This window comes from Acidovorax delafieldii, from assembly GCF_007993815.1.
GTDB lineage: Bacteria > Pseudomonadota > Gammaproteobacteria > Burkholderiales > Burkholderiaceae_C > Acidovorax > Acidovorax delafieldii.
In genome coordinates, this window is the sequence record NZ_VJWE01000002.1 from 77,348 (window position 1) to 100,526 (window position 23,179).

Here is a 23,179-nt window from a genome sequence, read left to right on the forward strand (position 1 = left end):
GCGGACCGGCTCGCAGGCATCCACAGGAATTCACGGGCAATCGCAGCGCCGATCAGGATTTGACAACCAAAAGGGCACAACATGAGCAAGCTTCAAAACCAAGGTGGGGTGGGAGGGCGCTGGACGCGCCGGCAGCTGTTGCAGACAGCGGGCGCGGCCAGCGTGGTGGGGGTGTCGAGTGTGGTGGGCAGCCACGTGCTGGCCGCCGGCAAGCTGCGCGAAGTAAAGCTGGCGTGGAACGCCAACGCCATCTGCCTGTCGGCCGCGCCGGTCGCCATCGAGCGCGGCATTTTTGAAAAACATGGTCTCAAGGTCGAGCTGATCAACTTTGCGGGCTCCACTGACCAGCTGCTGGAGACCATCGCCACCTCCAAGGCCGACGCGGGCCTGGGCATGGTGCACCGCTGGATCAAGCCGCTGGAGTCGGGCTTTGACGTGAAGCTGGTGGGCAGCTCGCATGGCGGCTGCTCGCGCCTGGTGGGCTATGAGGCGGCGGGCGTGACCAGCCTGCAAAAGCTCAAGGGCAAGACCATTGCGGTGTCGGACCTCAACAGCCCCGGCAAGAACTTCTTTTCTGTGCTGCTGACCAAGGCCGGGCTGAACCCCGAAAAGGACGTGACCTGGCGCCAGTTCCCCGGCGACATGCTGGGCCTGGCGGTGGAAAAAGGCGAGGCCCAGGCCATTGCCGATGGCGACCCCAACCTGCTGCTGATCCAGCGCCGCACCAAGGGCCTGGTGGACCTGGCGTCCAACCTGTCGGGCGAATACGCGGCCAAGACCTGCTGCGTGCTGGGCGTGAGCGGCGCCATGGTGCGCAACGACAAGGGCACGGCAGCCGCGCTGACCCGCGCCATCATCGAGGCGTCGGACTTCGTGGCCGACAACCCCAACGAAACGGCGCGCATCTTCAGCCCGTATTCCAAGGTGCCGCAGGAGGACCTGCGCGCCGTGCTGGGCACGCTCACGCACCGCAGCCACCCGGTGGGCACAGCGCTGCGGCAGGAGATCGAGTTCTATGCCCGCGACTTCAAGCTGGTGGGCGTGCTCAAGCCCGGCACCGACCCTGCGCGCTTCGCGGCCCACGTCCACGCTGACGTGCTGGTGTAGCAAAGGGCACCCCCCTGAGTCGCTGCGCGCCATCCCCCCGCTCTCGCAGTGCTTCGCATTGCGGGCAGGGGAACGCAGCCCTCGCTGCGGGGCGGCCCTTGCTCGGCAGCCCTCGCATGGGCCGCGCCCACCTCGCGCGGCTATGGCCAAACATTCACCGTGATGAATGAATACCACTGGACCTGAATCGATCTGACTGGACCCGACTATGAGCACTGTTGCCGACTACATCCTGGGCGCCCCGCCGGGCATCAGCCCCAAGCCTTCGCAGCCCTCGCTGCGTGCGCCCAGCCCATCATCCGGTGCGCCCCGTGCTGCGGGTGCGCAGCCTGCCGCCGCGCCCGACTTCAAGGCGGCCAAAGCGGCTCAGGGGGTCTGGTGGGCGGGGCTGGCCGCCGCCGTGGCCTGGGCGGGGCTGGCCTTGCTCACGGGCCTGTGGCCCAACAAGCCTGCGGGCTTCAGCGAATGGGCGTTTACCGAAGAGTTCGCCTGGGGTGCGGGTGGGGTGTCGGCACTGCTGCTGGCGCTGACGGTGCTGGCCCGTCCGCTGGCTGCCGTGGTGCGCCGCGTGCGTGCGGCCGGGCCCTGGCTGGTGGCCATTGCCGTCGGTCTGGCGGTGTGGGAGGTGTTCACCGCCAAGCTGGGCACGCTGCCGCCGCCCTTCTTTGCACCGCCCCAAAGCCTGGTGGAGGTGTACGCCACCGACTGGCCGCGCCTCCTGGAGAGCGCGGGCGCCTCCATCCGCCTGCTGGCGCTGGGCATTGCCATCGGCGCAGCGGCAGGTTTTGTCACGGGCGTGCTGATCGGCTGGTCGCGCCAGGCCAGTTACTGGATCCACCCGGTGCTGCGCATCCTGGGCCCGGTGCCCACCACCGCGCTGCTGCCGGTCAGCTTCTATTTCTTTCCGTCCAGCTGGTCCACCGCGATCTTTCTGATTGCGCTGGGCACGGCCTTCCCGGTGGCCATCCTCACCTGGTCGGGCGTGGCCGGGGTGCACAAGAACTTTTATGACGTGGCCCGCACCATGGGCGCGTCGCCCTGGTTTCTGGTGCTGCGCGTGGCCATCCCGGCGGCGCTGCCGCAGGTGTTTGTGGGCCTGTTTATGGGCCTGGGCGCGGCGTTCTCCACCCTGGTGGTGGCCGAGATGCTGGGCGTGAAGGCGGGCCTGGGCTGGTACCTCACCTGGGCGCAGGGCTGGGCGGCGTATCCCAACATGTATGCGGCGCTCATCGTGATGGCACTGTTGTTCTCGGGCGTGATCACACTGCTGTTTGTGCTGCGCGACAGGGTGCTGTCGTGGCAGAAGGGGGTGGTGAAATGGTGAGTTCCGCGACGATTCCTGAAGTCTCTACGGCGGCCCGTGTGACCGGCGCACGCATTGACGTGCGCAATGTCAGCCACTGGTTTGACCTGCCTGCAGGCCCGCTGCACGTGATCGACGAGCTGGACTTGTCCATTGCACCCGGCGAGTTCGTGGCCCTGCTGGGCCCCAGCGGCTGCGGCAAGAGCACGCTGCTGCGCCTGGTGGCGGGGCTGGAGCCCGCCACCACCGGCGAGCTGCTGCAGAATGGCGCCCCCATCACCCAGCCCGACCCGTCGCGCATCGTGGTGTTCCAGGACCCCACGCTGTTCCCCTGGCGCACCGTGTGGGACAACGTGGCCCTGGGGCTGCAGGCGCGGGGCATCCTCAAATCCCAGCGCCATCGCGTGGACGAAGCGCTGGCCCTGGTTGGGCTGCAGGACTTTGCCAAGGCCTTCCCGCACCAGCTGTCGGGCGGCATGGCGCAGCGCGTGGCGCTGGCGCGTGCGCTGGTCAACGACCCCACCTTGCTGGTGCTGGACGAGCCGCTGGGCAAGCTCGACTCGCTCACGCGCCTGTCCATGCAGACCGAGCTGGTGCAGCTGTGGCAGCGTGCGGGTTTCTCTGCCCTGCTTGTCACGCACGATGTGGAAGAAGCGCTGTTCATGGCGCAGCGCGTGGTGGTGTTCTCTGACCGGCCCGCGCGCGTCAAGCAGGTGCTGGTCAACGACCTGCCGTACCCGCGCCACCGGGGCGACCCGCGCCTGGCGGCCCTGCGCCACGAGGCGCTGGCGTTGCTGGGGCTGGACGCCAGCTGGTAGCCGCCGCCTTGACCTGGCTGTCGTTGCCGCCCGAGTGGCTGGCCGCTCTGCTCGAAGGCCTGCAGGCCACCCAGCAGGGCCTGCGCACGCTGTTGCATGCGGTGGGCCTGGCGCCCGATGCGCACGGCCAGCCCGCCTGGCCGTTTGCGCACCGTGTGGCTGCCGAGATGCTGGTGGTGGATGCCGGCCACGCGCGGCGCGTGCTGTTGTCGCTGCTGTGTGTGGGTGTGGCGCTACTGGCGCTGGCGGTATCTGTGGCGTGGCGGCGCGGCCGCAAGCCGCTGTGGTGGCTGGCCGCTGCGCTGGTGGTGTTTGCGCCCTGGCCCCATCGCCACCTGCTGCTGACGCCCGCCGTGGCCACCAGCCTGCACCAGTCACCCACGGGCTTCACTGCGCAGGGCATCGTGCGTGGCCAGGCGGTGTACCAGCAGCACTGCGTGCGCTGCCATGGCGCCAGTGCCAACGGCGAAGGGCCCGATGCAGCCCGGCTGGCCATGTGGCCGCCCAACCTGAACGGCGCGCTGCTGTGGAAGCGGCTGGACGGCGAACTCTTCTGGCGCGTGCGCCACGGCATGCAGGGCCGCAACGGCGCGCAGACCATGCCGGGCTTTGACACCACGCAGCTCACCGACGCGCAGGTGTGGGAGGTGCTGGACTACCTGCAAGCCCATGCCGCAGGCCAGATGCTGCGCGAATCCGGCACCTGGGACCGCCCGGTGCGCCTGCCCGACGTGGCCGTGCTGTGCCGCCAGGGGCGCCAGCACACGGCGCGCAGCCTGGTGGGGCAGCGGCTGCGCGTGGTGCTGCCAGGCAGCGGCAGCCCCTTGCCTGCCGATGACCCACGCCTTGTTTCGCTGGTGGTGGCGCACCCCGGGCCCGGCGCGCCGCACACTCCCGATGCTGCTGCCGCAGATGCGGAATGCCTGACCAACGATACCGCAGCGCCGTTGGCATTGGCCCTGGTGCTGGGGGTGCCCGCCAGCGACCTGCCCGGCCACCAGCTCATCGCAGACCGCGCGGGCTGGCTGCGCGCACGGGGCCAGCCGGGCAAGGCCGCGTGGTCGGAGGACGATCTGGTCTGCCGCACTGCGCCAGCGGCCCAGCAGCTGCCTTCTGTCGATGCAGCTGCCAACGCTGCGGGCGATGGCCTGCAGTCGCTGATTCGCCGCATGGACGCAGAGCCCGTGCGGCTGGTGCGGGGCGGCTTCCCGCACTGACAGCGCCTGCCACCAGCGTGTTGGCAGCGTGCTGCGAGCGAACGCCTGGGTCGCGTTCAGGTTGCTCTTAAAAGAATAGCAGCTGGCGCTTTATCGGCTAGCGCTTGAGGCCATTTTTCCTTAAATATGCAGCGCAGGGGGCTCTCGCCCGCCCGGCGCCACCCTGCGCTACGCCTGTCCGTGCGACGCCACACACAGCTTGTTGCCGTCCGGGTCCCGAAAATACGCGCCGTAGTAGTTGGCGTGGTACTCGGGCCGCAGTCCGGGGCGGCCCTCGCACTGGCCGCCCAGGCTCAGCGCCAGCGCGTGGGCCGCGTCCACCTGGCTGCGCGTGGCGGCCATGAAGGCCACCATGAGCCCGTTGCCGGGGTGGGGCACCTCGCCATTGAACGGGCGGGCAATGACAAACAGCGGCCGGGGGCCGGGGGTGGACTCCCAGCCCGCCCAGGGTCGCTCCGCTTCACAAAAGCGCTCCTGAATGCCCAGCGAGGCCAGCACCGGCCGGTAGAACGCCAGGGCGCGCTCGAAATCTGTGATGCCAACAAAAACGTGCGAGAGCATGGTGGGTTGGGTCCTTTCTGGATGCGAAGTGAGCTGGCCATTGTGAGGAGTGAGGAGCGAGGAGCCAGCGGTCAGAGGCCAGGGCCAGACATGCAGGTCGGCAACGCACTGGCCGACCATGCCGACGCTGGCGGCCAGGCGGGGGAGTCTGGATGGCGACCCGCCACAGCATAGCGGCGCGCACGGCGGCGGTGCACCCCCTTCGCCGTGCACAGCGGGGCCTATGCGCCGCACAACTTTGCAAACGCGTTTTTCTTCGTTGGCGCGCGCCAGGGGCGGGCAGATCATGGCTGCAGTCCCGCACGCGTGACGCTGCCAACCATTCACTCAACCTTGTTTCACCCCATCGCCACAGGAGCCCGCTATGCCCGTCCAGTTCATCGGCATGATCCAGCCGCACGAAGTCTCTGAAACCATCGCCCGCAAGGGCCCGGCGGTGGACCCCGCCTATGTGCGCGTGTTTGCCCAGGCGCACGAGCACGCGGGGTTTGACCGCATCCTGGTGCCTGCCAGCTCGTCCAGCCCCGACACGCTGCTGACCGTCACGTACGCGGCATCGGTCACCGACAAGATCAATTTCCTGCTGGCGCACCGCCCCGGCTTTGTGGCGCCCACCCTGGCCGCGCGCCAGCTGGCCACGCTGGACCATTACACCAACGGCCGCCTGGCCGTGCACTACATCAGCGGCGGCTCGGACGAAGACCAGCAGCGCGATGGCGACTTCCTGAACCACGACGAGCGCTATGCGCGCACCGACGAATACCTCACCGTCCTGCGCCGCGTGTGGGCCGAAGACAAACCCTTTGACCACGAAGGCACCTACTACCGCGCCAAGGGCGTGGTGTCGGAGGTCAAACCCCTGCAAGGCCAGCGCGTGCCCATCTACTTTGGCGGTGCCTCTGCACCCGCGCTGCAGGTGGCCGGCAAACATGCCGACGTGTACGCGCTGTGGGGCGAGTCGCTGGCCCAGGCGGGCGACCTGGTGCGCCGTGTGCGCGCCGAGGCCACCTTGCAGGGCCGGCATGTGGACTTCAGCATCTCGTTCCGCCCCATCCTGGGCAAGACCGAGGACGAAGCCTGGGCCAAGGCCGAGCGCATTCTGGAAGACACGCGCCGTTTGCGTGTGAGCCAAGGCTACTCGCGCGGCGTGGGCCCGCAGCAGAGCGAAGGCGCGCAGCGCCTGCTGGCCGACGCCGCCAAGGGCGACCGTGTGGACGAACGCCTGTGGACGGCCATTGCGCGCGAGCTGGGCGGCCGGTCCAACTCCACATCGCTGGTGGGTACGCCCGAGCAGGTGGCCGACGCACTGCTCAAGTACTACGACCTGGGTATCACCACCTTCCTGATCCGTGGCTTTGACCCGCTGGTGGACGCTATCGAGTACGGTCGCGAGCTGCTGCCCCTGGTGCGCGCCAAGGTGGCAGAGCGCGACGGACAGCAGACACCGGTGGCGCCCGCCGCGTTGCGCAAGGCCGCCTGAGCGATTGGCTGCGTAGCGCCCCGGCCTGGATCGCGCCCTGGCCTGGATCACTCCCGGGCTGGGGCGTTGCCGCTAACCCAGCGGCCTCGCCCGTGCGGTTACCCCGCCACGCGCGCCAGAACGTCGCGGGCTTGCTCGGCGGTCACCACGGGGCCGCCAGCAGGCGCCGTCCAGGCCACAAACTGGTCGGGCCGCACCAGCACCAGCGGTGCGCCATAGCGCGCAGGCTCGGTGCCTTCGCCCCCGTCACCACAGTCCACCAGCCGCAGCGGCAGTCCCAGGCCCGCCGCCGCCTCGCGAAAGGCCTGCACCGATGGCGCGTGGGCGCCGTCGCCGCCCACCACCAGCAGCGAAAAGCCCGGGCCCAGTTCCTCAAACACATTGCGTCCGGTGGGCAGCGTGGCGGGTGCCAGGTGGTGGCCAGGCCGCGCCTCAAACCGGTGCGATCCCTTGGCGCTGCTGGCGCGGCCCTCGCTGCCCCACACGATGCCCGAGCCCTCGTAGTGCGGCTCAAACGCATGCACCTCGCCCACGGCACCCTGTGCACGCGCCTGCCATGCGGCTTCAAACGCGGCCTGGTCCCGCGCCGGGTCGTGGGTGTCCAGAAACTCCTTGTCTGTCTCGATGGACCGCGCAATGAAGTCGTTGATGGTGGACGCAAACACCGGGCGCCGCTCGGCGTCGTACGAGTCCAGCAGGCGCTCGCCGCCCCAGCCTTGCAGCGTGGCAGCCAGCTTCCAGCCCAGGTTGCGCGCGTCTTCCAGGCCCGAGTTCACGCCATAGCCGCCGTAAGGCGGGTGGCTGTGGGCGGCATCACCCGCGATGAACACCCGGCCCTTGCGGTAGCTGTCGGCCAGCATGAAGCGCAGGTCCCAAAAGCCGATGTGCTCAAACTCCACCTCAAACTCCGCGCCCACCGCCTCGTGCAGGTATGCGGCAAAGTCAAAGTTGTCTTTGGTGGTGCCTGGCGGCACCGGGGCGTGAAAGAACCAGGTGCTGCCCAGGTCCACCCGGCCCAGAAACTTCCAGTAGCCCTTCAGCTCGGGCTGCAGCACGTTGTAGTAAGACTTGCCGGGGTAGCGCTCCAGCAGCTGGTGCAGGCCTTGCGACTTGAACACCAGCAGCACCATCATGCGGTCGTGGTCCGTGCGGGTGTGGGTGATGCCCACCTGCTCGCGCACCACCGACCGCGCCCCGTCCGACCCCACCACATAGGCGCCGCGCAGCACGCGCTGGGCCTTGCCGTCGCCGCGTTGCTGAATGGTGACGGACACGCCCGCGTCGTCCTGCGCCACGGTGCTGGTCTCCCAGCCGTAGAGGGTCTGCACCGACGGCAGCTGGGCCACGCGCTGGCGCAGCACGGCCTCGGTGGCGTACTGCGGCAGCCGCTCGTTGGCCGTGAAGTAGTAGGGCTTGACCAGGTCGCGCTGCAGCCAGTCGTAGCTGTAGGGCCCCAGCAGCGTGCCATGTGCGGTCAGGCCGCCAATGCCGTATTCGACCGGTATGGTGCGCGCTGCGCGCAGCTGCTTTTCGGCACCCCAGAAGTGAAAGTGCTCCATGGTGCGCTGCGTCAGGTTCTGCCCCTTGGGAATGGGCTGGGGCTGCACATAGCGCTCCACCACAATCACGCTCACGCCGCGCTGGCCCAGCTCAATGGCCAGGCCCATGCCGACCGGGCCGCCGCCCACGATGATCACTTCGGCGTCCTGCTGCGGCGCCACGGTTGCTTGCTGGTTCATATTGTTGGTTTTGTTCGATTCGGTTCGGTGCGGGCTGCGGTGCGATGTTGTGCAGTGCTGCGCGCTGCTGCGTGGTGCGAGTGACCGTGGTTACTCGGCGGTGATGCCCTGGGCCTTGATGAGGTCGGCCCAGCGCTTGGCGTCAGCCGTCACTAGCTTCTGGAAGGCGTCTGGCGAGCTGTGGGCGGGCGTCATGCCCTGGGTCTCGAACGACTTGGCCACGGCGGGCGAGGCCAGCACGTCGCGCAGCTCGGTGTTGAGCCGGTCAATCATCGCGCGGGGCGTGCCTGCGGGGGCAAACACGCCGTACCACATGTCCACGTTCAGGTCGCCCAGCTTCAGGGTGCCGAGCGACGGCACCTCGGGCAGCAGGGGGTGCGGCGTGTCCGAGCTGATGGCCAGCGCCTTCAGCTTGCCCGCCTTCACATGCTGCAAGGCCACGTGGATGGGCAGGAACATCGCGTCGATCTGCCCGCCCAGCAGGTCCGTCACGGCCGGGGCAGTGCCCCGGTAGCTGATGTGGGTGAGCGAAATCTTGGCCCGGTTCTTCAGCAATTCCATCGCCAGGTGGTGCGGCGTGCCCGCACCGGGCGATCCGTAGTTGAGCGAGCCGGGCTTGGCCCGGGCGCGGTCCATCAGGTCCTTGAGCGATTCGATCTTGGACCCGGCCGACGCCACCAGCAGCAGCTGTCCCCAGCTCGTCTGGCTCACCGGCACCAGGTCCGTCAGCGGGTTAAAGCCCTGCTTGGGGTACAGCGCCATGTTCATCACCAGCGTGTTCACGCTGACCAGCAGCGTGGTGCCGTCGGGCGCCGCGCGCACCACCTCTTGCGTGCCGATGATGCCGGACGCCCCCGCCTTGTTCTCCACAAAAAACGGGCGCTTGAGCCGGTCAGACAGCGGCTGCGCAATCTGCCGCGCAATCAGGTCAATGCCCGTGCCGGGCGTGAACGGCACCACCAGCCGCACCGGTGCATCGGCACCCGTCTGTGCCCAGGCCCCGGGCGTGGCGGCTGCAGCCGTGGCGACCAGCGCGCCCAGCACCAGGCTGCGGCGTTGGGGGGAGGGCGGGTGCGCGTTGGCACGCAGGGTGGGCAGCTGGGGCATGGGGCTTGTCTCTCTAGTCGTTGGAAGGGCGTTACAGGACAATTACAACGACACTCTTGACATTGATCAAACGGAAAATTCTGATGAATTCTTCATCAAAGCTGATGAATGTCAGCACCCGCCAGCTCCACGCTTTTCTGGAGGTGACGCGCCTGCAGAGCTTTGCCAAGGCGGCCGAGCAGGTGCACCTGTCGCCCTCGGGCATGAGCATGCTGGTCAAGGAGCTGGAAGACCAGGTGGGCGCCCGCCTGTTTGACCGCACCACCCGGTCGATCACGCTGACCGAGGCCGGGCGCCGCCTGCAGCCCGTGGCCGAGCGCGTGGTGGGCGAGCTGCGCGCCCTGGGCGCCGTGCTGGACGGCAACGAGGCCGCCGTGCGCTCGCGCCTGCTGGTGGCGGCCACGCCCATGATCTCGGCCAGCCTGCTGCCCGAGGTGATTCGCGGTTTTGCGCAAAGCCACCCCGGCGTGCAGGTGCAGCTCAGCGATGTCGAGGTGGGCACCGTGCGCCAGCGCGTGCTCGACGGCGAGGCCGATATCGGCTTTGGCTTCTTCGTCAAACCCGCCGTGGGGCTGTCGCGCCAGCCCTTGTGCAAGTTCCGCCTCATGCGCATCAGCCCGCCCGATGCGGCTCACACCAGCGGCCAGCTGTCAGACAGCCAGCCCTGGAGCCGCCTCAAAGACGTGCCCCTGGTCACCCTGCCGTCGGGCAACCCCATCCAGGTGGTCATCGAAAAGCAGCTCTCCCGCCTGGGCCTGGCCCACCAGGAGCGCCCCCGCATGAACCTGATCGGCACCCTCATCGGCATGGTGCGCGCAGGCCGTGGCAGCGCCATCGTGCCCTCGTTCGCGCTGGAAGAATGCCTGCGCCAGGGCCTGGGGGTCGCCATGCTGCGCGAACCTGTGGTGCATCTGGACCTGTACCTGGCCTACCGCCGGGGCACGCAGCAAAAGCCGGCGGCGATGGCGTTTGCCGAGGCGTTGCGGGAGGCTGCGGTGCGGTTGCCTGCTTGAAAGCCTGAAACGTCTTGGGATGATGCTGGGAAGGTGCGGGGCTGAGATTCAGTGCGAAATGTGCACCAAGCGCTAGAAAAACATACCGAGGCAGCTATCAAGTTAGGAGCGGATATGACATGGCACGCAGTTGTTGCGCACCATTCGCCCCCCTCATCCCATCGGTCTGTCGCTTCATAGCCCCAACAGCTTCTGCAACTCGCTGCGCAGTAGCCTCACCACCTCGGCAAGGTCCAGGGCTTGCAGACGGTTCTTTTTCAGAAAGGCGGCCCACTGCTTCTGCTTGGCCGCATCCTGTGCAAATGCATCACTCAGGCCTGAGGGAATGGAATTGGGCAGGGCCAACCGGCGCCGATGGAACGTGGCAGCCACTGCGCGGTGCAGTTCTTGCGGGTCCAACACGCCTTCGGTCAGCAACACCCACAGGTCAAAGTAGTCCTTCATGCGCGTGTTGGCCATGCCCAGCAGGCACACCGCATGAAACTTCTCTGCCACCACCGTGTACTTGGGGTACGCGCGCAATTGGGGTGCGGGCAGGTCTGGCAGCAGCACCGGGTAGTGCACCGCCTCGGGCGCCGGGGTCACCGCGTCGCCAAAGCCAATGTCCACCTGCAGCGCAATGCGTGCGCCATCCAGTGTGGCCAGCAGGTCCACCCGCACACCGCCGTACCCCGCATCTTTGCGAATGGTGGAGCCCTTGACCGAGGCCGGGTCAAACGCCATGCCGTCGTCCACCTCGATCTGGCAAATCTCGCGGAACGCCAGCACGGCGGATTCGATGTCGTCCGGGCCAAAACCCAGCAGGTCTGCATCGCGCGTGGGCCGGTGGGGCTGGTCAAACCACAGCGAGAACAGCAGGGCGCCTTTGAGCAGATAGCGGTTGGCGTGTGGCGAGATCGACAACCGGTACAGCAGCCGCTCTAACCCATAGCGAGTCAGCGTTAGGTTGAAGTCCTGCTGGTGCGCATCGGCATACAGCTTGAGACGCGCGCGGATGGATGCCGCCACATTGCGCTGGCTCATGCCGTAACGCTTTCCAGATACGGCCGCATCACATTGGCCACGCGGTTGATCGTGGCGTAGTGCCACAGCGCATCCATCGGCAGCTTGCCTTGCTGCCAGCCATCGCGCAGCGCCTCCAGCGCCACATCCAGCCCGATCTTGTTGCGGTATTTGAAGCAGTCCGCTACCGTCTTCGCGGCGTTGAACACTGGTACCTGCACGCCGTCGATCTCCACCGGCTCCACCCCTTCCGTCAGCGCCGCGCCAGACATGCGAGTCACGCGCAGCGCCGGTTGCCCCAGGCGCGGGGTGGGCGTGTTCGGCGGTATCGCCATCCACACCTCAAACGGCGCTTGCGTGCCAATGCCATGCACGCGCAGAGCAGAGAGCAAACACACCACGCCCTTGGGCACACGCAGCGCCACCTCGGCCAGCGAACGGTGTTCGCTGACGGCACGGCCTGGCAGGCTGTACATGCCGCGTGCCACGCGGTCGAGCTTGCCTGCGGCGACCAGCCGGGTCAGCAGTACCGTGGGCAGGCCATGCGCGCTCAGGTCGCGCGCGCGGAGCAGAGGTTGGTGCTGGGCAAGCTCAAGCACCGTGCTTTCTTGGGAGGTGAGGGGGGTTGGTGGCACGCCACAAGTTTGTTGTATTGGATAGTTGTTTGTCAATAAATAACTAGAAAAAGCAACAATCAAGGCTTCAATTAAGTTTGGTTTATCTATTCATTTATCTATCCAATTTTCAATTCAATCGGCGTATCCTTAGGGCATGCCCTCCGCCGCCCAGACATACGCCAACGCCATCCGGCCCCTGCTGCGCCCCGGCCCTGCCAAGGCGCAGGCGCTGGCACAGGCGCTGCAGGTCAGCCAGCCCACCGTCTCCCGCGCACTCAGCGCGCTGGGTGACGAGGTGGTGCCTTTTGGCGCTGCAAGATCTATTCAATACACGCTGCGCGATCCCCAGCGCGCCGATCTGCAGGCCACCGTGTACCGCGTCACTCCCCAGGGCGCGCTGGAAACCCTGGGCACCCTCGTCCCCGTGTGCCCGCAGGGCTTTGTGATGGTCGAGGCGGGTGGTGCCCGGCTGCACAGCGACGGCCTGCCGTGGTGGATCTATGACATGCGCCCGCAGGGCTACCTGGGGCGCGCCTACTGCCAGCGGCACGGCCAGCCCCTGGGCCTGCCCGAGCGGCTGGGCGACTGGAGCGACACCCACGCGCTGCGCGCCATCCTGGACCAGGGCGACGACATGCCCGGCAACCTGCTCATCGGCCCCACCGCGCGCGACCAGTTCGTCAACGCGCCCGACCCCGTGCCCATTGCAGCCGCACAAAAGCGGCACACGTACGCCCAGTTGGCGGACCTGGCCGCGCGCGGCGAGGTGGCGGGCTCCTCAGCCGCTGGCGAGCAGCCCAAGTTCACCGCCTACGCAGAGCAAGCCGATGGCACTGCCGCGCATGTGATGGTCAAGTTCACCGCAGAACTCGACACCCCCGTCAGCGCCCGCTGGCGCGACCTGCTGCTGGCCGAACACATCGCCCTGCAGGTGCTGCGTGACCACGGCGTGCCTGCCGCGCAGTCCATGACCTGGATGCACGGCACCCAACGGTTTCTGGAGGTGCAGCGGTTTGACCGGCTGGGGGCGCGCGGACGCAGGGCGCTGCATTCCTTCGCCGCACTGGATGCCGAGTTTGTCGGCAGCGGCGGCAACTGGCCGGTGATTGCAAGGGCGTTGTGGAAGTCCGGGGTCATCACCCCCCAGGCCTTTGACACGGCCTGCCTGCTGTGGGCGTTTGGCACCCTGATTGGCAACACCGACATGCACAGCGGCAATCTGTCGTGCTTGTCAGAGGGGCGCAGGCCTTACGGGCTGGCGCCTGCGTATGACATGACGCCCATGGCGTTTGCACCCACGGTGGGGGGAGGTTTGCCGGAGCGGTCGCTGGAACTGACGGTGGGGGAACAGGTCAGCGCGGCGGCTTGGAAGGAGGCACTTGCGATGGCGCTGGTGTTTGTGCGGCGGTTGGGGGATGAGGACGGGTTCAGCGCGGGGTTCGATGCCTGCAAGGCTGAGTTAGTGCGCCATGTGACTGTGGCTAATGAGCGTGTTGGGAGGCTGGCCGTTTCGAGTGATTCCCGGCTCAGAATGCAGTAGAAGCTGGCCGCATTGGAGTGTTTTCTCGAGCCGATGAGATTGCTGGGCGGGACTGGCGGGCGCTGAGAAGGTAAAGGCTACGAAATGTATCGACAGTGCTTGTTTCATAAGTAGTGGCTGCTATGAAATTAATAGTGATGGCTGTGGTGTCTTCTTCTTTGAGTTTCGATACGAATGGTTGATGATTGGATGTTTTTTGGCCCAGTTTAGGCATGCAGAGCGGTCATTCGATGCGCTATATGTCATGTATCGAGCTAATGCCGTTTGCGAGCAGTCATGATTTAGTGAGTTAGCTCACAGACGTGCTCCAACAGCGGTATAGAAAAAATCGGGGGGCCAAATTAATGACGGAGTCTATTTCTGTTTAATAATACGCAGAACGCGTGAAAAATATAGGTTAGAAGCCGCCTTTCTTTGGCTTCGGTATGCCAAATTAGTCCGCAAACGTCAGATATTGACTGCGCTTGGCAAGGACTGTGTTAAATTATTTAAAACTGAAATTTCAAAAACGCACACTGAAGTATGAAGACACATTTCTTTGGCTACTATCCACCAACTGAAGCTGAGTATGAGAGGCTTTGGAAGGAGGGGCTTGTTGTTGTCGATACAAATGTCCTTCTCAATCTCTATCGACTTCCTACAACAGCTCGGGATGAGCTTTTTGAAGTCCTAAATTTATTGAAGGAACGCTTATGGATTCCTTATCAAGTTGCACTCGAGTTTCAGCGCCGCCGCTTAACGGTGATAGCGGCAGAAAGAAAGGCAACAGAGGACGCGCTACAGACGGCAAGCGACTTAGTGGCCGAACTTAGGCGGAAAGTTGACACGCTTCAGATCGATAAGCGAGGACTCGGAGTGCAGTCTCAGCCGTTACTCGACGATCTTGAGAAAGCCAATAGCAAGCTTATAGATGCAATCAAAGAAGTTCACAGATCTCAGCTTGATATTTCTTCGTCCGATTCTGTTAGAGACAGGCTGGATTTGTTGCTGCGGGACCGCATTGGACCTGGTCCAACAACCCAAAAGGAATTGGATGACCTTTCCGCGCAAGGTGATGATAGATTTAAGGAAAAAATTCCACCTGGTTTTGCCGATGCGGATAAAGATAAGAACCCAAACGAGGCAACGTTTATCCATGATCAGTTGAAGTATCAGCGAAAGTTTGGTGATCTGATTTTATGGCGCCAAGTGATTGAACACGTGAAAGCTTCAGGCGCAAAGTGCGTACTTTTTGTGACTGCTGATCGCAAGGAGGATTGGTGGTGGCGCGAGCAAGGTAAGACTATTGGGCCGCACCCAGAGTTAGTCAGGGAAATCATTAAACAAGGCAATGTGGAACTCTACTGGATGTATTCTTCAGTCCAGTTCGTAGAACATGCAAACAAATATTCGGCTGCAACAGTATCATCACAGTCAGTCGCTGAATTGAAGCAGGTAGCATTGGCACCGAGGATGGAAGCCGGTCGAGACTATCAATTAATTGAATCAGCTACTGCGTCACGACTGATGAGTCCATCCGATCCATATTTATATATGGATCGGCCCGATCTGCGACATATCGAGCGGCTGGTCGCCGAATGGCTTCAGAGTATACATGACGATGTTAGGCCTAACCAGCATGGATTTCCTGACTTTATTGCAATAGAAGGTGAGGATGTTCACGGCTTCGAGGTTAAGTACGTGCGCAATTTCGATCGCATGGTTACCTCCCCTAGTATAGTGAATAGTCTTTTGCGTGGTTATATGGAGACGCGAGAAGGGCGACTTTCTGAATTTACCGCCATTTTGGTAGTCTCTGAGATTGATTTTTTTGACATAGCTCATTCAGATCGAGTTCACGAGCTGAACCGCCGCCTTGCTCATCTCCTCGGTCGATATCCAATCACCGGAATAGTGGTTGGTGCTATTCTGGGTGAGCGATTTGAACCACTTGTTTATCAAAGAGAACGCGATGGTGATACCGACTGATTTTTTATTTGGACTGGAAAATGTAACTCAAGACTAAACTAGAAAAGTTGTCGCTTAGGTTGATTCGTGACCTGCCACCCTCACCAGCAACGTTTCTAACTCAATAAAAGTTCCACACGGACGGAAAAATTGGCCATTATTTCGCGATTTTGGTGGCGCACGCCGATTTCTCTAGGCCCTACCTGGCAACAGCGCCGATAAGCTCTGCATTGAGCGTCCGCATTACATAAAACCCACCGCCCGCATCCCCACCAACCCCGGCATCGCCCCCCGCATCGCCTCCAAAAACAAGCGCAGCCGCGCCGGATAAAACCGCGCATACGGGTACACCAAGTACACCGGCAGCGGCGCCGCGTGCCAGTTGGGCACCAGGTGCAGCAGCTTCCCCTGCCGCACATCGTTGTCCACGATCCACGCCGATGAAATGCACGCCCCCAGCCCGGCCAGGGCGGCGCTGCGCAGGGCGTACAGGCTGTCGGTGGCTAAACGCGGCGTGATGCCGAAGGTGTGGGCCTCGCCGCCGGGCTCTTGGGTCAGCGTGACCTCGCGGCGGTAGAAGGTGCTCAGGGCCAGCCAGGGCAGTGGTTGCAGGTCTTGCGCGTGCTGGGGCGTGGGGCGCCCGGCCATCAGGGCGGGGGCGGCCAGCACGATGCGGGGCACTTCGGCCAGGCGCACCGCCACCACGCTGGGGTCGTCCACCGCGCCGACCTGGATGGCGCAGTCGATGCCTTCGGCGATGAAGTTGGGGCGGCGGTCGTGCAGCATCCATTCCACATCCACCTCGGGGTAGCGGCGCAGGTAGGCCATCAGCGGGGCGATGAACTGGTCTTGCCCAAAGGCGTGCGGCGCCAGCACGCGCAGGGTGCCGCGCGGGGTGTCGGCCGTGCCGCGCAGGTCGTCTTCCATGGCGCGCCAGTCTTCCAGCAGGGCCTTGGCGTGGGCAAAGCAGCGGTCGCCGTCTTCAGTCAACTTCATCACATGGGTGGAGCGCTGCAGCAGCTTGATGCCCAGGCTGCGCTCCAGCGCCTGCAGGCGGCGGCTCACGGTGGGCTGGCTGGTGCCCAGCTGCTGGGCGGCGGCAGACAGGCTGCCGGCTTCGACGATGCGGACAAAGGTCTGCATCAGCTCGATGCGGTCGGCGCCGGGTTGCAAGGCTGGCAGGGTGTTGGTCATACGCCAAGCGTATAACGAATCTGCAATTCAGCCTACTACCCAGCGCGGCGGCGGGCTAGAACAATCGCACCATTCCTTTTTAACCGATGGTGTTGTGATGTCTTCCATTCAAAATGTGCATGCAAGTGGTGCAGCGGGGCTGGCCCCGGTGGCGCCGCCTGCGGAGGGGGCGGTGAGTGCGCCGCTCTTATTGCTGCTGGCGACCACGGCGGGGCTGAGCGTGGCCTCGCTGTACTACAGCCAGCCCATGCTGGGCGTGCTGGGGCCCGACATGCAGGCCGACAGCCGCGTGGTGGGCCTGGTGCCCACGCTCACGCAGCTGGGGTATGCGCTGGGCATCTTGCTGCTGGCGCCGCTGGGTGACCGGTATGACCGGCGCCGCATCATCGTCATCAAGTCCATCGCGCTGATGCTGGCCCTGCTGTTGAGCGGCCTGGCGCCCGGCATGGGCGCGCTGCTGGCGGCCAGCCTGGCCGTGGGCCTGGCTGCCACGGTGGCGCAGGACGTGGTACCTGCCGCCGCCACGCTGGCCCCGGCGGCGCAGCGCGGGCGCATGGTGGGCACGGTGATGACGGGGCTGCTGCTGGGCATCTTGTTGTCGCGCGTGGTCAGCGGCTTTGTGGCGCAGCAGTGGGGCTGGCGCACGGTGTATGTGGCGGCGGCGGTGGCCATTGCGCTGCTGACGGTGGCGGTGTGGCGCGGGCTGCCGCGCTTTGCGCCCACCACGCAGATGGGCTATGGCGCGCTGATCGGCTCGATGGTGGCGCTGTGGCGCCAGCACGCAGCGCTGCGCCGTGCGGCCTGGGCGCAGGGGCTGCTGGCCGTGGGCTTCAGCGCGTTCTGGTCCACGCTGGCGGTGATGTTGCACAGCCAGTTCAACCTGGGCACGGCAGCGGCAGGTGCGTTTGGCCTGGCCGGGGCTGCGGGTGCACTGGCTGCCCCACTGGCCGGGCGCCTGGCCGACAAGCGCGGGCCCGAGGTGGTGACGCGCTATGGCGCGGGGCTGGCCGCCGTGTCGTTTGCGGTGATGGCGCTGGCGCCGCTGCTGCCTGCGCAGGCCCAACTGGGCTTGATTGTGGTCAGCGCGATTGGCTTTGACTTTGGCGTGCAGGCCACGCTGGTGGCGCACCAGACCATCGTGTACGGCATCGACCCTGCGGCGCGCAGCCGGCTCAATGCGCTGCTGTTCACCGGCATGTTCATCGGCATGTCGGCCGGGGCGGCGCTGGGCAGCCTGGCGCTGGCGCAGTGGGGCTGGTTGGGGGTGGTGGGCTTGGCCACTGCGGGGTCGCTGGCGGCGCTGGCGGTGCGCATGGGGCTGCGCTGGGGCTGATTTGGGGAGAAATATGGCTTTAGCGCTAGTAAATCATGTGCTGGCAGCTATACAAATGAGAGCGAAATCCGCGCAAGGCAAGGGTTACGCTTTTTGCAGCAAGCGGTCTATCCAAACCAGGCAAGCTAGACCCAAGGGGCCAGACAGCGCCACATAGCCCAGCGAGGCGACCAGTTTGGCCCACCGCGAGTAGCGTGGCAGGTTAGTGATGACATACAGCCCGGGGATGAAGATGAACAGAGCCAGTATGGCGGCCACTGCCGGGGGAGGGGCCCCAAGCCAGATCATCACCAAAGGCGGCACCCACAAAGGGGCCAGCAGCGACGCCCAGCGAAATGAAGCGCCTTCCAGAACATAGGGAGGCAGACCCCAGCCCGCTTCCCTGGGGCTGAGGTCATCTCGCGACGCGGAAGGACTGCCGCCTGCCCACCGGCCGCATCTGAGGCACCTGGATGTACCTGGCGGGACGCTGGCGCGGCAGTTGAAGCAGGTGGGAAATGACACGCGTCCGCTCAGGCCTTCTTCACCTCAATGTGGTACAGCCCCCAGGGGCACAGGCCAAAGCGTTCCTTCACGGGCTTGTCCTTGAAGGCGGGTAGCACGTCCGCGTCGTACACGGCCCACTGCGGGCCCAGGCCGCCCAGGGCCATGGGCTGGCCGTCGATGTGGGTGGCGACGATCATGCGGTAGGCCTGGGCGTCAGCCATGCTGATGTTGACGTTGTAGCCGTCCACCGCGCGCAGGCCCAGTTGCACGGGGCTGCCCGCTGCCACACCGGCGGCGGCCAGCACGGTGGTGAGCAGGGGGCCCTTGAGCGTGTGGGGCTTGCTGTCGTATTCGAGCGTGGGCTTGATGGTGACGGCGGGCATGCGCGCCAGGGCGGCGGCGTCCAGCGCGAAGGCCTTGTCGAACTGGATGCCGTGTTTGCCCATCATCTGGTCGATGGTGGTGTCCAGCGCGCCGCGGTTGGACTGGGTGATGGCGCCGCTGATGGTGAGCAGCGTGGGGCCGCTGGGGGCCTTGGCCGGCGTGGCGGCGTGGCTGCTGCCCGTGGCCGTCCACAGGCCTGCCAGGCCCATGCCGGCGGCGACGAAGTTGCGCTTGTTCATGCTCATGGGAGGGTGCTCCTTGATGGAAATCAGGGGCGCATGGTAAGCGCAAGATGCAGGGGCGCCATGCAAAAAGTTGCCGTGGTCCAGCCATCGCTTGCAGTGCGCCAGAGTCCGCCGGGTCCGGCTATCGCGCACGAAGCCCATGGCGCAGCGCCGACATGGGGCAAACGCAGCGCTCGCTGGGGTCTCCGGAAAACATGCGTCGCGGTGTGCTCCTGTGATTCAGGTCAAGCTCTCATGCACGCGTACCTGCTATGGATCCAATGGCCCGACGCTTCAATCGAAAAGGCGCGGGCGTACGATGGGGGCCACGGCGATGTGGCCTGAAGCGCTGGTCTGCACCTTGTGTTGCGCAAAGCGTCATTCACCGAAATCCCGAGACTGAACAAATTGTGACTGGCCCAGAATAGAACGAAGCCAACCAAGCAATCAACGGGCGTACCATTTTTGTCCCAACTCTATTCCTTTGCAATGCAATCATCTAGCCGGATAAATATCATTTGTGTAGTGGGTACCCGGCCGGAAGCCATCAAAATGGCTCCACTGATTATTGCGCTGCGCAACACCCATTGGGCATCGGTACGGATTGTTTCGACAGGGCAACACCCTGTCTTGGTCGAAAAAATGCTGTCGCATTTTTCGTTGACTCCGGATTTTATTTGCGACGTCATGGAGCCAAATCAGAGCCTGGCAAAACTGACCATCCGATTGCTTGGTGAACTGGATCGTTGCTTTCAGGCTGAAAAGCCTGATATCGTGATTGGACAAGGTGATACAACGTCAGTCACGGTTGCCGCACTCGCTGCGTTCTATCTTCGCATTCCCTTTGCTCACGTGGAGGCGGGCTTGCGAACGAGAGACTATAAAAATCCATTTCCCGAGGAAATGAATCGCGTACTGGTTGGAAACCTGGCGCAATGGCATTTTGCACCGACTAATATTGCTAAAAAAAATCTCGTCGCCGAAGGGAAATCTGCCGATACCATCTACGTGACGGGCAATACGATAGTGGATGCCTTGCTTTATACCGCAGATCGTTGTCCGCCCTTCGTGCTTCCAGAATTTGCGAACTGTAAAATGATATTGTTTACCGCGCACAGACGGGAAAACATCGGGCAGCCATTTTCTGAAATATGCCGGGCGGCGCGATATCTGGCTGACGTGAGGGACGATGTATTTATTCTCTTCCCGGTTCATCCTAACCCAGCTATAAAGGATGCGGCGTACTCGTATCTTTCAAATCATTCACGGATTCGTTTGACCCCCCCGCTTGACTATATTGATTTCATCGCGGCCATGAAATCTTCGTTTTTTATACTCACTGACTCAGGGGGGGTCCAGGAGGAGGCCCCATCTTTGCGTAAGCCGGTGCTGGTGTTGCGCAATGAAACCGAAAGGCCTGAGGGCTTAGAAGCCGGCGTTACCAAATTGGTGGGGCATGATTTTGAATCCATCGTCAATTCATCGCTGCAACTGCTTGATGATGATACTGTGTACAAATCGTTTTCACGGGGCAATTCCCCTTACGGCGATGGCAGGGCATCAGAAAAAATCGTGGATATATTGCATAAGGCATTGAGAAAAAACAGTTATGCGCATTCTTCTGATTGCCTATGAGTTTCCTCCCATCATCGCAGCCCAATCACTACGATGGTTCTATCTTTCGAATGAGCTGGCAAAGCTCGGTGTGGAAGTGCATGTGCTTTGCTCCGACATGCCTTCACTGCCGCCTTTTCATGAGGATTTCGCGCCCGGGGTTATCGTCCACCGGGTCTGGCCTGGTCCATATGTCGGTTTTTCGCAAAAAGCCTATTTACATTTATCCAGATGGACACGAGGTGGTGGCGCGGTTGGGCCGCTGGGTGGCGATTCGGTTTTGTTAAAAATGCACCGGTGGGGGCGTCGGGTACTGGATCAGATTATATTTCCGGACTTACGTACCGAATGGGCACCCAGCGCGTCCTTGCGTTTGATTCAGTTGCTCCGAACAACCCGGTACAGCGCGGTAGTGGCGTCGCACGAGCCCGGCGTAGACCTTCTGTTGGGTCTCTTGGCCAAACGGATCACTCGAATTCCGCTTATCGTCGACCTCGCTGATCCTGTAGTTGCGCCCTATACGCCGCGCTGGCGCCAGCGCATCGATCTCGCCTTTGAAGCAAAAGTTATTGCCCGTGCCGACGCTATCGTGGTAACGACGATGGCTGTTGTCGATCTCCTGAAAAGGCGCCACGGATTACAAGACGCCGACAATAAATTCACCTGCATCGCACAGGGGTTTCCCAGTCGAAATAGCGGACGTGTAGAAAATCGCCATCATTCCAAGTCCCTGCATCTTGTTTATACCGGGAATTTTTATGCGGACTTCCGTTCTCCTGTCGAGTTTGCAAGGGCGCTGCGGTCGATTCGTGAGCTGGATATTTCAGTCACATTTTATGGAAATCACGCTGCATACCAAGCACTTTTCGATGGCATTCCGGGGGTCAGATTTCACGGGACAGTCGATCATGGCACGTGCATTTCCGCGCAGCAGAATTCCGATGTGCTGCTTAGCGTGGGCAACAGCCAGCCGTTTCAAGTTCCAGGAAAAATTTATGAGTATCTCGGTATAGGTTCACCTATCTTGCATATTGCCAATACCCCAATGGACGAGGCCGGCGCACTGATCATGCGCGTCCAGGCAGGATGGGTTGTCCAGAACCAGGCAGATTCCATCGAACGCATCCTCCGCGAAATTCATGCGCGATGGACAAGCGGGGCATTGCAATCGATGTTTCTGCGTGATGAAAATACCATTGCAGAGTTTGCTTGGGGTAAAAGAGCCTTTCGCTATAAGGGCGTAATCGATGAGTGCATAGGGGCGCATGAAAATGCCGATCGTATAGAGCGCAGCATGAAAAACAAGGAAAAGGGAAGGTATTGATGCGTATAGCCGTTGACATCAGCATGCTTGAGGTACCTGGTTCAGGCATCGCGAGGTACATCAAATGCCTGCTGCCAATCATGATAGAGCAGAGCGAGGGTCGGCATCATTGGTTGCTTTATGGTAGGGCGTGCCCGTCAGGGGAGTATGCTCATCTGCCAAATGTGACTTGTCGGTCTGATTATTTACCTCGGGACGCCGGCCGCATCGCCAGTTTGTTTTGCTCCCAAGTCATTTGGGGGAGTATTGATAGACCTGATGTTTACTGGAGTCCTGCGCACAGGCTGCCATGGTTCTTGCCGCGAAAAACAGCCACTACTGTAACTGTTCATGATTTGTGCTGGTTGAAGCAACCAGAAACGATGCGTCGCGTCACGTATCACCTTGACCGCGTGCTGATGCCCCGAAGCCTTGCCTCCACCCAACAGATCATTGCGATTTCTGAATCGACGGCGGAAGACATCAGGCTTCATTTTGATGAGACAGTCTGGAAAAAAGTGTCCATCGCAACCGAAGGCGGGGCGCATATGCCATCCCCCTTGCCGATCACCCATTTAAAGACGCTTGGCATTGAAATGCCCTATGTACTCTTTGTGGGTAGTTTCGAGCCACGAAAGAATTTGGCAAGATTGCTGCAGGCTTTCCAACAGGTGATCAAGCGTAGCGACACTGAAATACTTTTAGTATTGGTGGGGGGCGCGAGCTGGGGACAAAACTCTGTCAAAAGTGACATTGCAGCCTTGGGGATCGCGGGCAAGGTGCTTGTCCTGGATAACGTTGACGATCAGATTCTGTCGACGTTGTACTGTCATGCGCAGTGCCTGGCCGCGCCTTCTCTCCTGGAAGGCTTCTGTTTGCCGGCAGCCGAGGCAATGTCGTTTGGAACTCCGGTGCTGGCCTCCATGTCCTCAGCGTTTCCAGAGGTGGTAGGGCAAGGCGGTGTTCTTGTAGATCCCCTTAGCGTGGATTCCATTGCCGAAGGTCTTACCAAGCTCGTCACCAATGAGGAATTGAGACGGGAACTTGGTGCGCATGCACTCCAGCATTCCCGTGGTTTTTCATGGGAGCGCGCAGGACTGGCCACGTTGAAGATTCTGGAAAATGCGCATGCAACTAAAAAAATGGAGCTGGCTCGCTGTCGAGCCCGCTAGATTTTCAGAATTTCTCTG

19 protein-coding genes are annotated in these 23,179 nt (G+C 63.0%); 12 read left to right on the plus strand and 7 right to left on the minus strand.

Translation table 11 applies throughout. The annotated features are described in order from the left end of the window. Positions 1–81 precede the first annotated feature (81 nt). From ATF69_RS01285 to ATF69_RS01305, 4 genes are all read left to right on the plus strand, one after another. Positions 82–1,107, plus strand: coding sequence for an ABC transporter substrate-binding protein (locus tag ATF69_RS01285; RefSeq protein WP_099730012.1), 1,026 nt, complete (start codon positions 82–84; stop codon positions 1,105–1,107). A 208-nt stretch (positions 1,108–1,315) separates the two neighbouring features. After that, positions 1,316–2,431 carry an ABC transporter permease gene (locus ATF69_RS01295; protein ID WP_146869660.1) on the plus strand — a complete coding sequence of 372 codons (1,116 nt, stop codon included), beginning with the start codon at positions 1,316–1,318 and terminating at the stop codon, positions 2,429–2,431. Further along, the gene (locus ATF69_RS01300; RefSeq protein ID WP_146869661.1) at positions 2,425–3,228 is read left to right on the plus strand and encodes an ABC transporter ATP-binding protein; all 804 of its coding nucleotides are present in this window, start codon (positions 2,425–2,427) and stop codon (positions 3,226–3,228) included. Before ATF69_RS01295 ends, ATF69_RS01300 begins: the two co-directional genes overlap by 7 nt. 8 nt (positions 3,229–3,236) lie before the next feature. After that, positions 3,237–4,445, plus strand: coding sequence for a c-type cytochrome (locus ATF69_RS01305; RefSeq protein ID WP_244303627.1), 1,209 nt, complete (start codon positions 3,237–3,239; stop codon positions 4,443–4,445). Positions 4,446–4,613: 168 nt separating this feature from the next. Here the strand turns inward: ATF69_RS01305 and ATF69_RS01310 are convergent, their stop codons facing one another. After that, entirely contained in the window at positions 4,614–5,006 is a 393-nt protein-coding gene (locus ATF69_RS01310) for a VOC family protein (RefSeq protein ID WP_056067560.1), read from the minus strand. A 364-nt stretch (positions 5,007–5,370) separates the two neighbouring features. On the opposite strand from ATF69_RS01310, the gene ATF69_RS01315 reads away from it, so the two are divergent. Beyond that, complete coding sequence (locus tag ATF69_RS01315) at positions 5,371–6,486, plus strand: LLM class flavin-dependent oxidoreductase (RefSeq protein WP_056067562.1); 1,116 nt, start codon at positions 5,371–5,373, stop codon at positions 6,484–6,486. A 98-nt stretch (positions 6,487–6,584) separates the two neighbouring features. Here the strand turns inward: ATF69_RS01315 and ATF69_RS01320 are convergent, their stop codons facing one another. Beyond that, positions 6,585–8,225, minus strand: a complete 1,641-nt coding sequence (locus ATF69_RS01320) for an FAD-dependent monooxygenase (RefSeq protein ID WP_146869662.1) — start codon at positions 8,223–8,225, stop codon at positions 6,585–6,587. A gap of 90 nt (positions 8,226–8,315) precedes the next feature. Then, complete coding sequence (locus ATF69_RS01325) at positions 8,316–9,332, minus strand: tripartite tricarboxylate transporter substrate binding protein (RefSeq protein ID WP_146869663.1); 1,017 nt, start codon at positions 9,330–9,332, stop codon at positions 8,316–8,318. Positions 9,333–9,415: 83 nt separating this feature from the next. Here ATF69_RS01325 and ATF69_RS01330 point away from each other — a divergent pair, with 83 nt between their 5' ends. After that, complete coding sequence (locus tag ATF69_RS01330; protein ID WP_244303628.1) at positions 9,416–10,345, plus strand: LysR family transcriptional regulator; 930 nt, start codon at positions 9,416–9,418, stop codon at positions 10,343–10,345. Between the two features lie 174 nt (positions 10,346–10,519). Here ATF69_RS01330 and ATF69_RS01335 read toward each other — a convergent pair whose 3' ends face one another. Then, positions 10,520–11,368 (minus strand): nucleotidyl transferase AbiEii/AbiGii toxin family protein, encoded by an 849-nt coding sequence (locus ATF69_RS01335; RefSeq protein ID WP_146869664.1) that lies wholly within the window; start codon positions 11,366–11,368, stop codon positions 10,520–10,522. After that, positions 11,365–11,946, minus strand: coding sequence for a type IV toxin-antitoxin system AbiEi family antitoxin domain-containing protein (locus tag ATF69_RS01340; RefSeq protein WP_244303629.1), 582 nt, complete (start codon positions 11,944–11,946; stop codon positions 11,365–11,367). Before ATF69_RS01340 ends, ATF69_RS01335 begins: the two co-directional genes overlap by 4 nt. A 172-nt stretch (positions 11,947–12,118) precedes the next feature. On the opposite strand from ATF69_RS01340, the gene yjjJ reads away from it, so the two are divergent. Further along, positions 12,119–13,504 (plus strand): type II toxin-antitoxin system HipA family toxin YjjJ, encoded by a 1,386-nt coding sequence (gene yjjJ, locus ATF69_RS01345; protein WP_146869666.1) that lies wholly within the window; start codon positions 12,119–12,121, stop codon positions 13,502–13,504. Between the two features lie 522 nt (positions 13,505–14,026). Then, complete coding sequence (locus tag ATF69_RS01350; protein ID WP_146869667.1) at positions 14,027–15,472, plus strand: PIN-like domain-containing protein; 1,446 nt, start codon at positions 14,027–14,029, stop codon at positions 15,470–15,472. A 222-nt stretch (positions 15,473–15,694) separates the two neighbouring features. Here ATF69_RS01350 and ATF69_RS01355 read toward each other — a convergent pair whose 3' ends face one another. After that, complete coding sequence (locus ATF69_RS01355) at positions 15,695–16,645, minus strand: LysR family transcriptional regulator (RefSeq protein ID WP_146869668.1); 951 nt, start codon at positions 16,643–16,645, stop codon at positions 15,695–15,697. 97 nt (positions 16,646–16,742) lie between these two features. On the opposite strand from ATF69_RS01355, the gene ATF69_RS01360 reads away from it, so the two are divergent. Further along, positions 16,743–17,978, plus strand: a complete 1,236-nt coding sequence (locus tag ATF69_RS01360; RefSeq protein ID WP_146869669.1) for an MFS transporter — start codon at positions 16,743–16,745, stop codon at positions 17,976–17,978. A 512-nt stretch (positions 17,979–18,490) separates the two neighbouring features. Here ATF69_RS01360 and ATF69_RS01365 read toward each other — a convergent pair. Further along, the gene (locus ATF69_RS01365) at positions 18,491–19,087 is read right to left on the minus strand and encodes a putative pterin-binding protein (protein ID WP_056067822.1); all 597 of its coding nucleotides are present in this window, start codon (positions 19,085–19,087) and stop codon (positions 18,491–18,493) included. A gap of 474 nt (positions 19,088–19,561) precedes the next feature. On the opposite strand from ATF69_RS01365, the gene wecB reads away from it, so the two are divergent. The 3 genes from wecB (at position 19,562) to ATF69_RS01380 (ending at position 23,161) form a co-directional block, all read left to right on the plus strand. Next, positions 19,562–20,707: a non-hydrolyzing UDP-N-acetylglucosamine 2-epimerase gene (gene wecB / locus ATF69_RS01370; protein WP_082564967.1), complete on the plus strand. Its 1,146-nt coding sequence runs from the start codon at positions 19,562–19,564 to the stop codon at positions 20,705–20,707. Further along, entirely contained in the window at positions 20,682–22,010 is a 1,329-nt protein-coding gene (locus ATF69_RS01375) for a glycosyltransferase (RefSeq protein WP_146869670.1), read from the plus strand. Before wecB ends, ATF69_RS01375 begins: the two co-directional genes overlap by 26 nt. A 344-nt stretch (positions 22,011–22,354) precedes the next feature. After that, positions 22,355–23,161 carry a glycosyltransferase family 4 protein gene (locus tag ATF69_RS01380; RefSeq protein ID WP_158641474.1) on the plus strand — a complete coding sequence of 269 codons (807 nt, stop codon included), beginning with the start codon at positions 22,355–22,357 and terminating at the stop codon, positions 23,159–23,161. Positions 23,162–23,179: the final 18 nt, after the last annotated feature.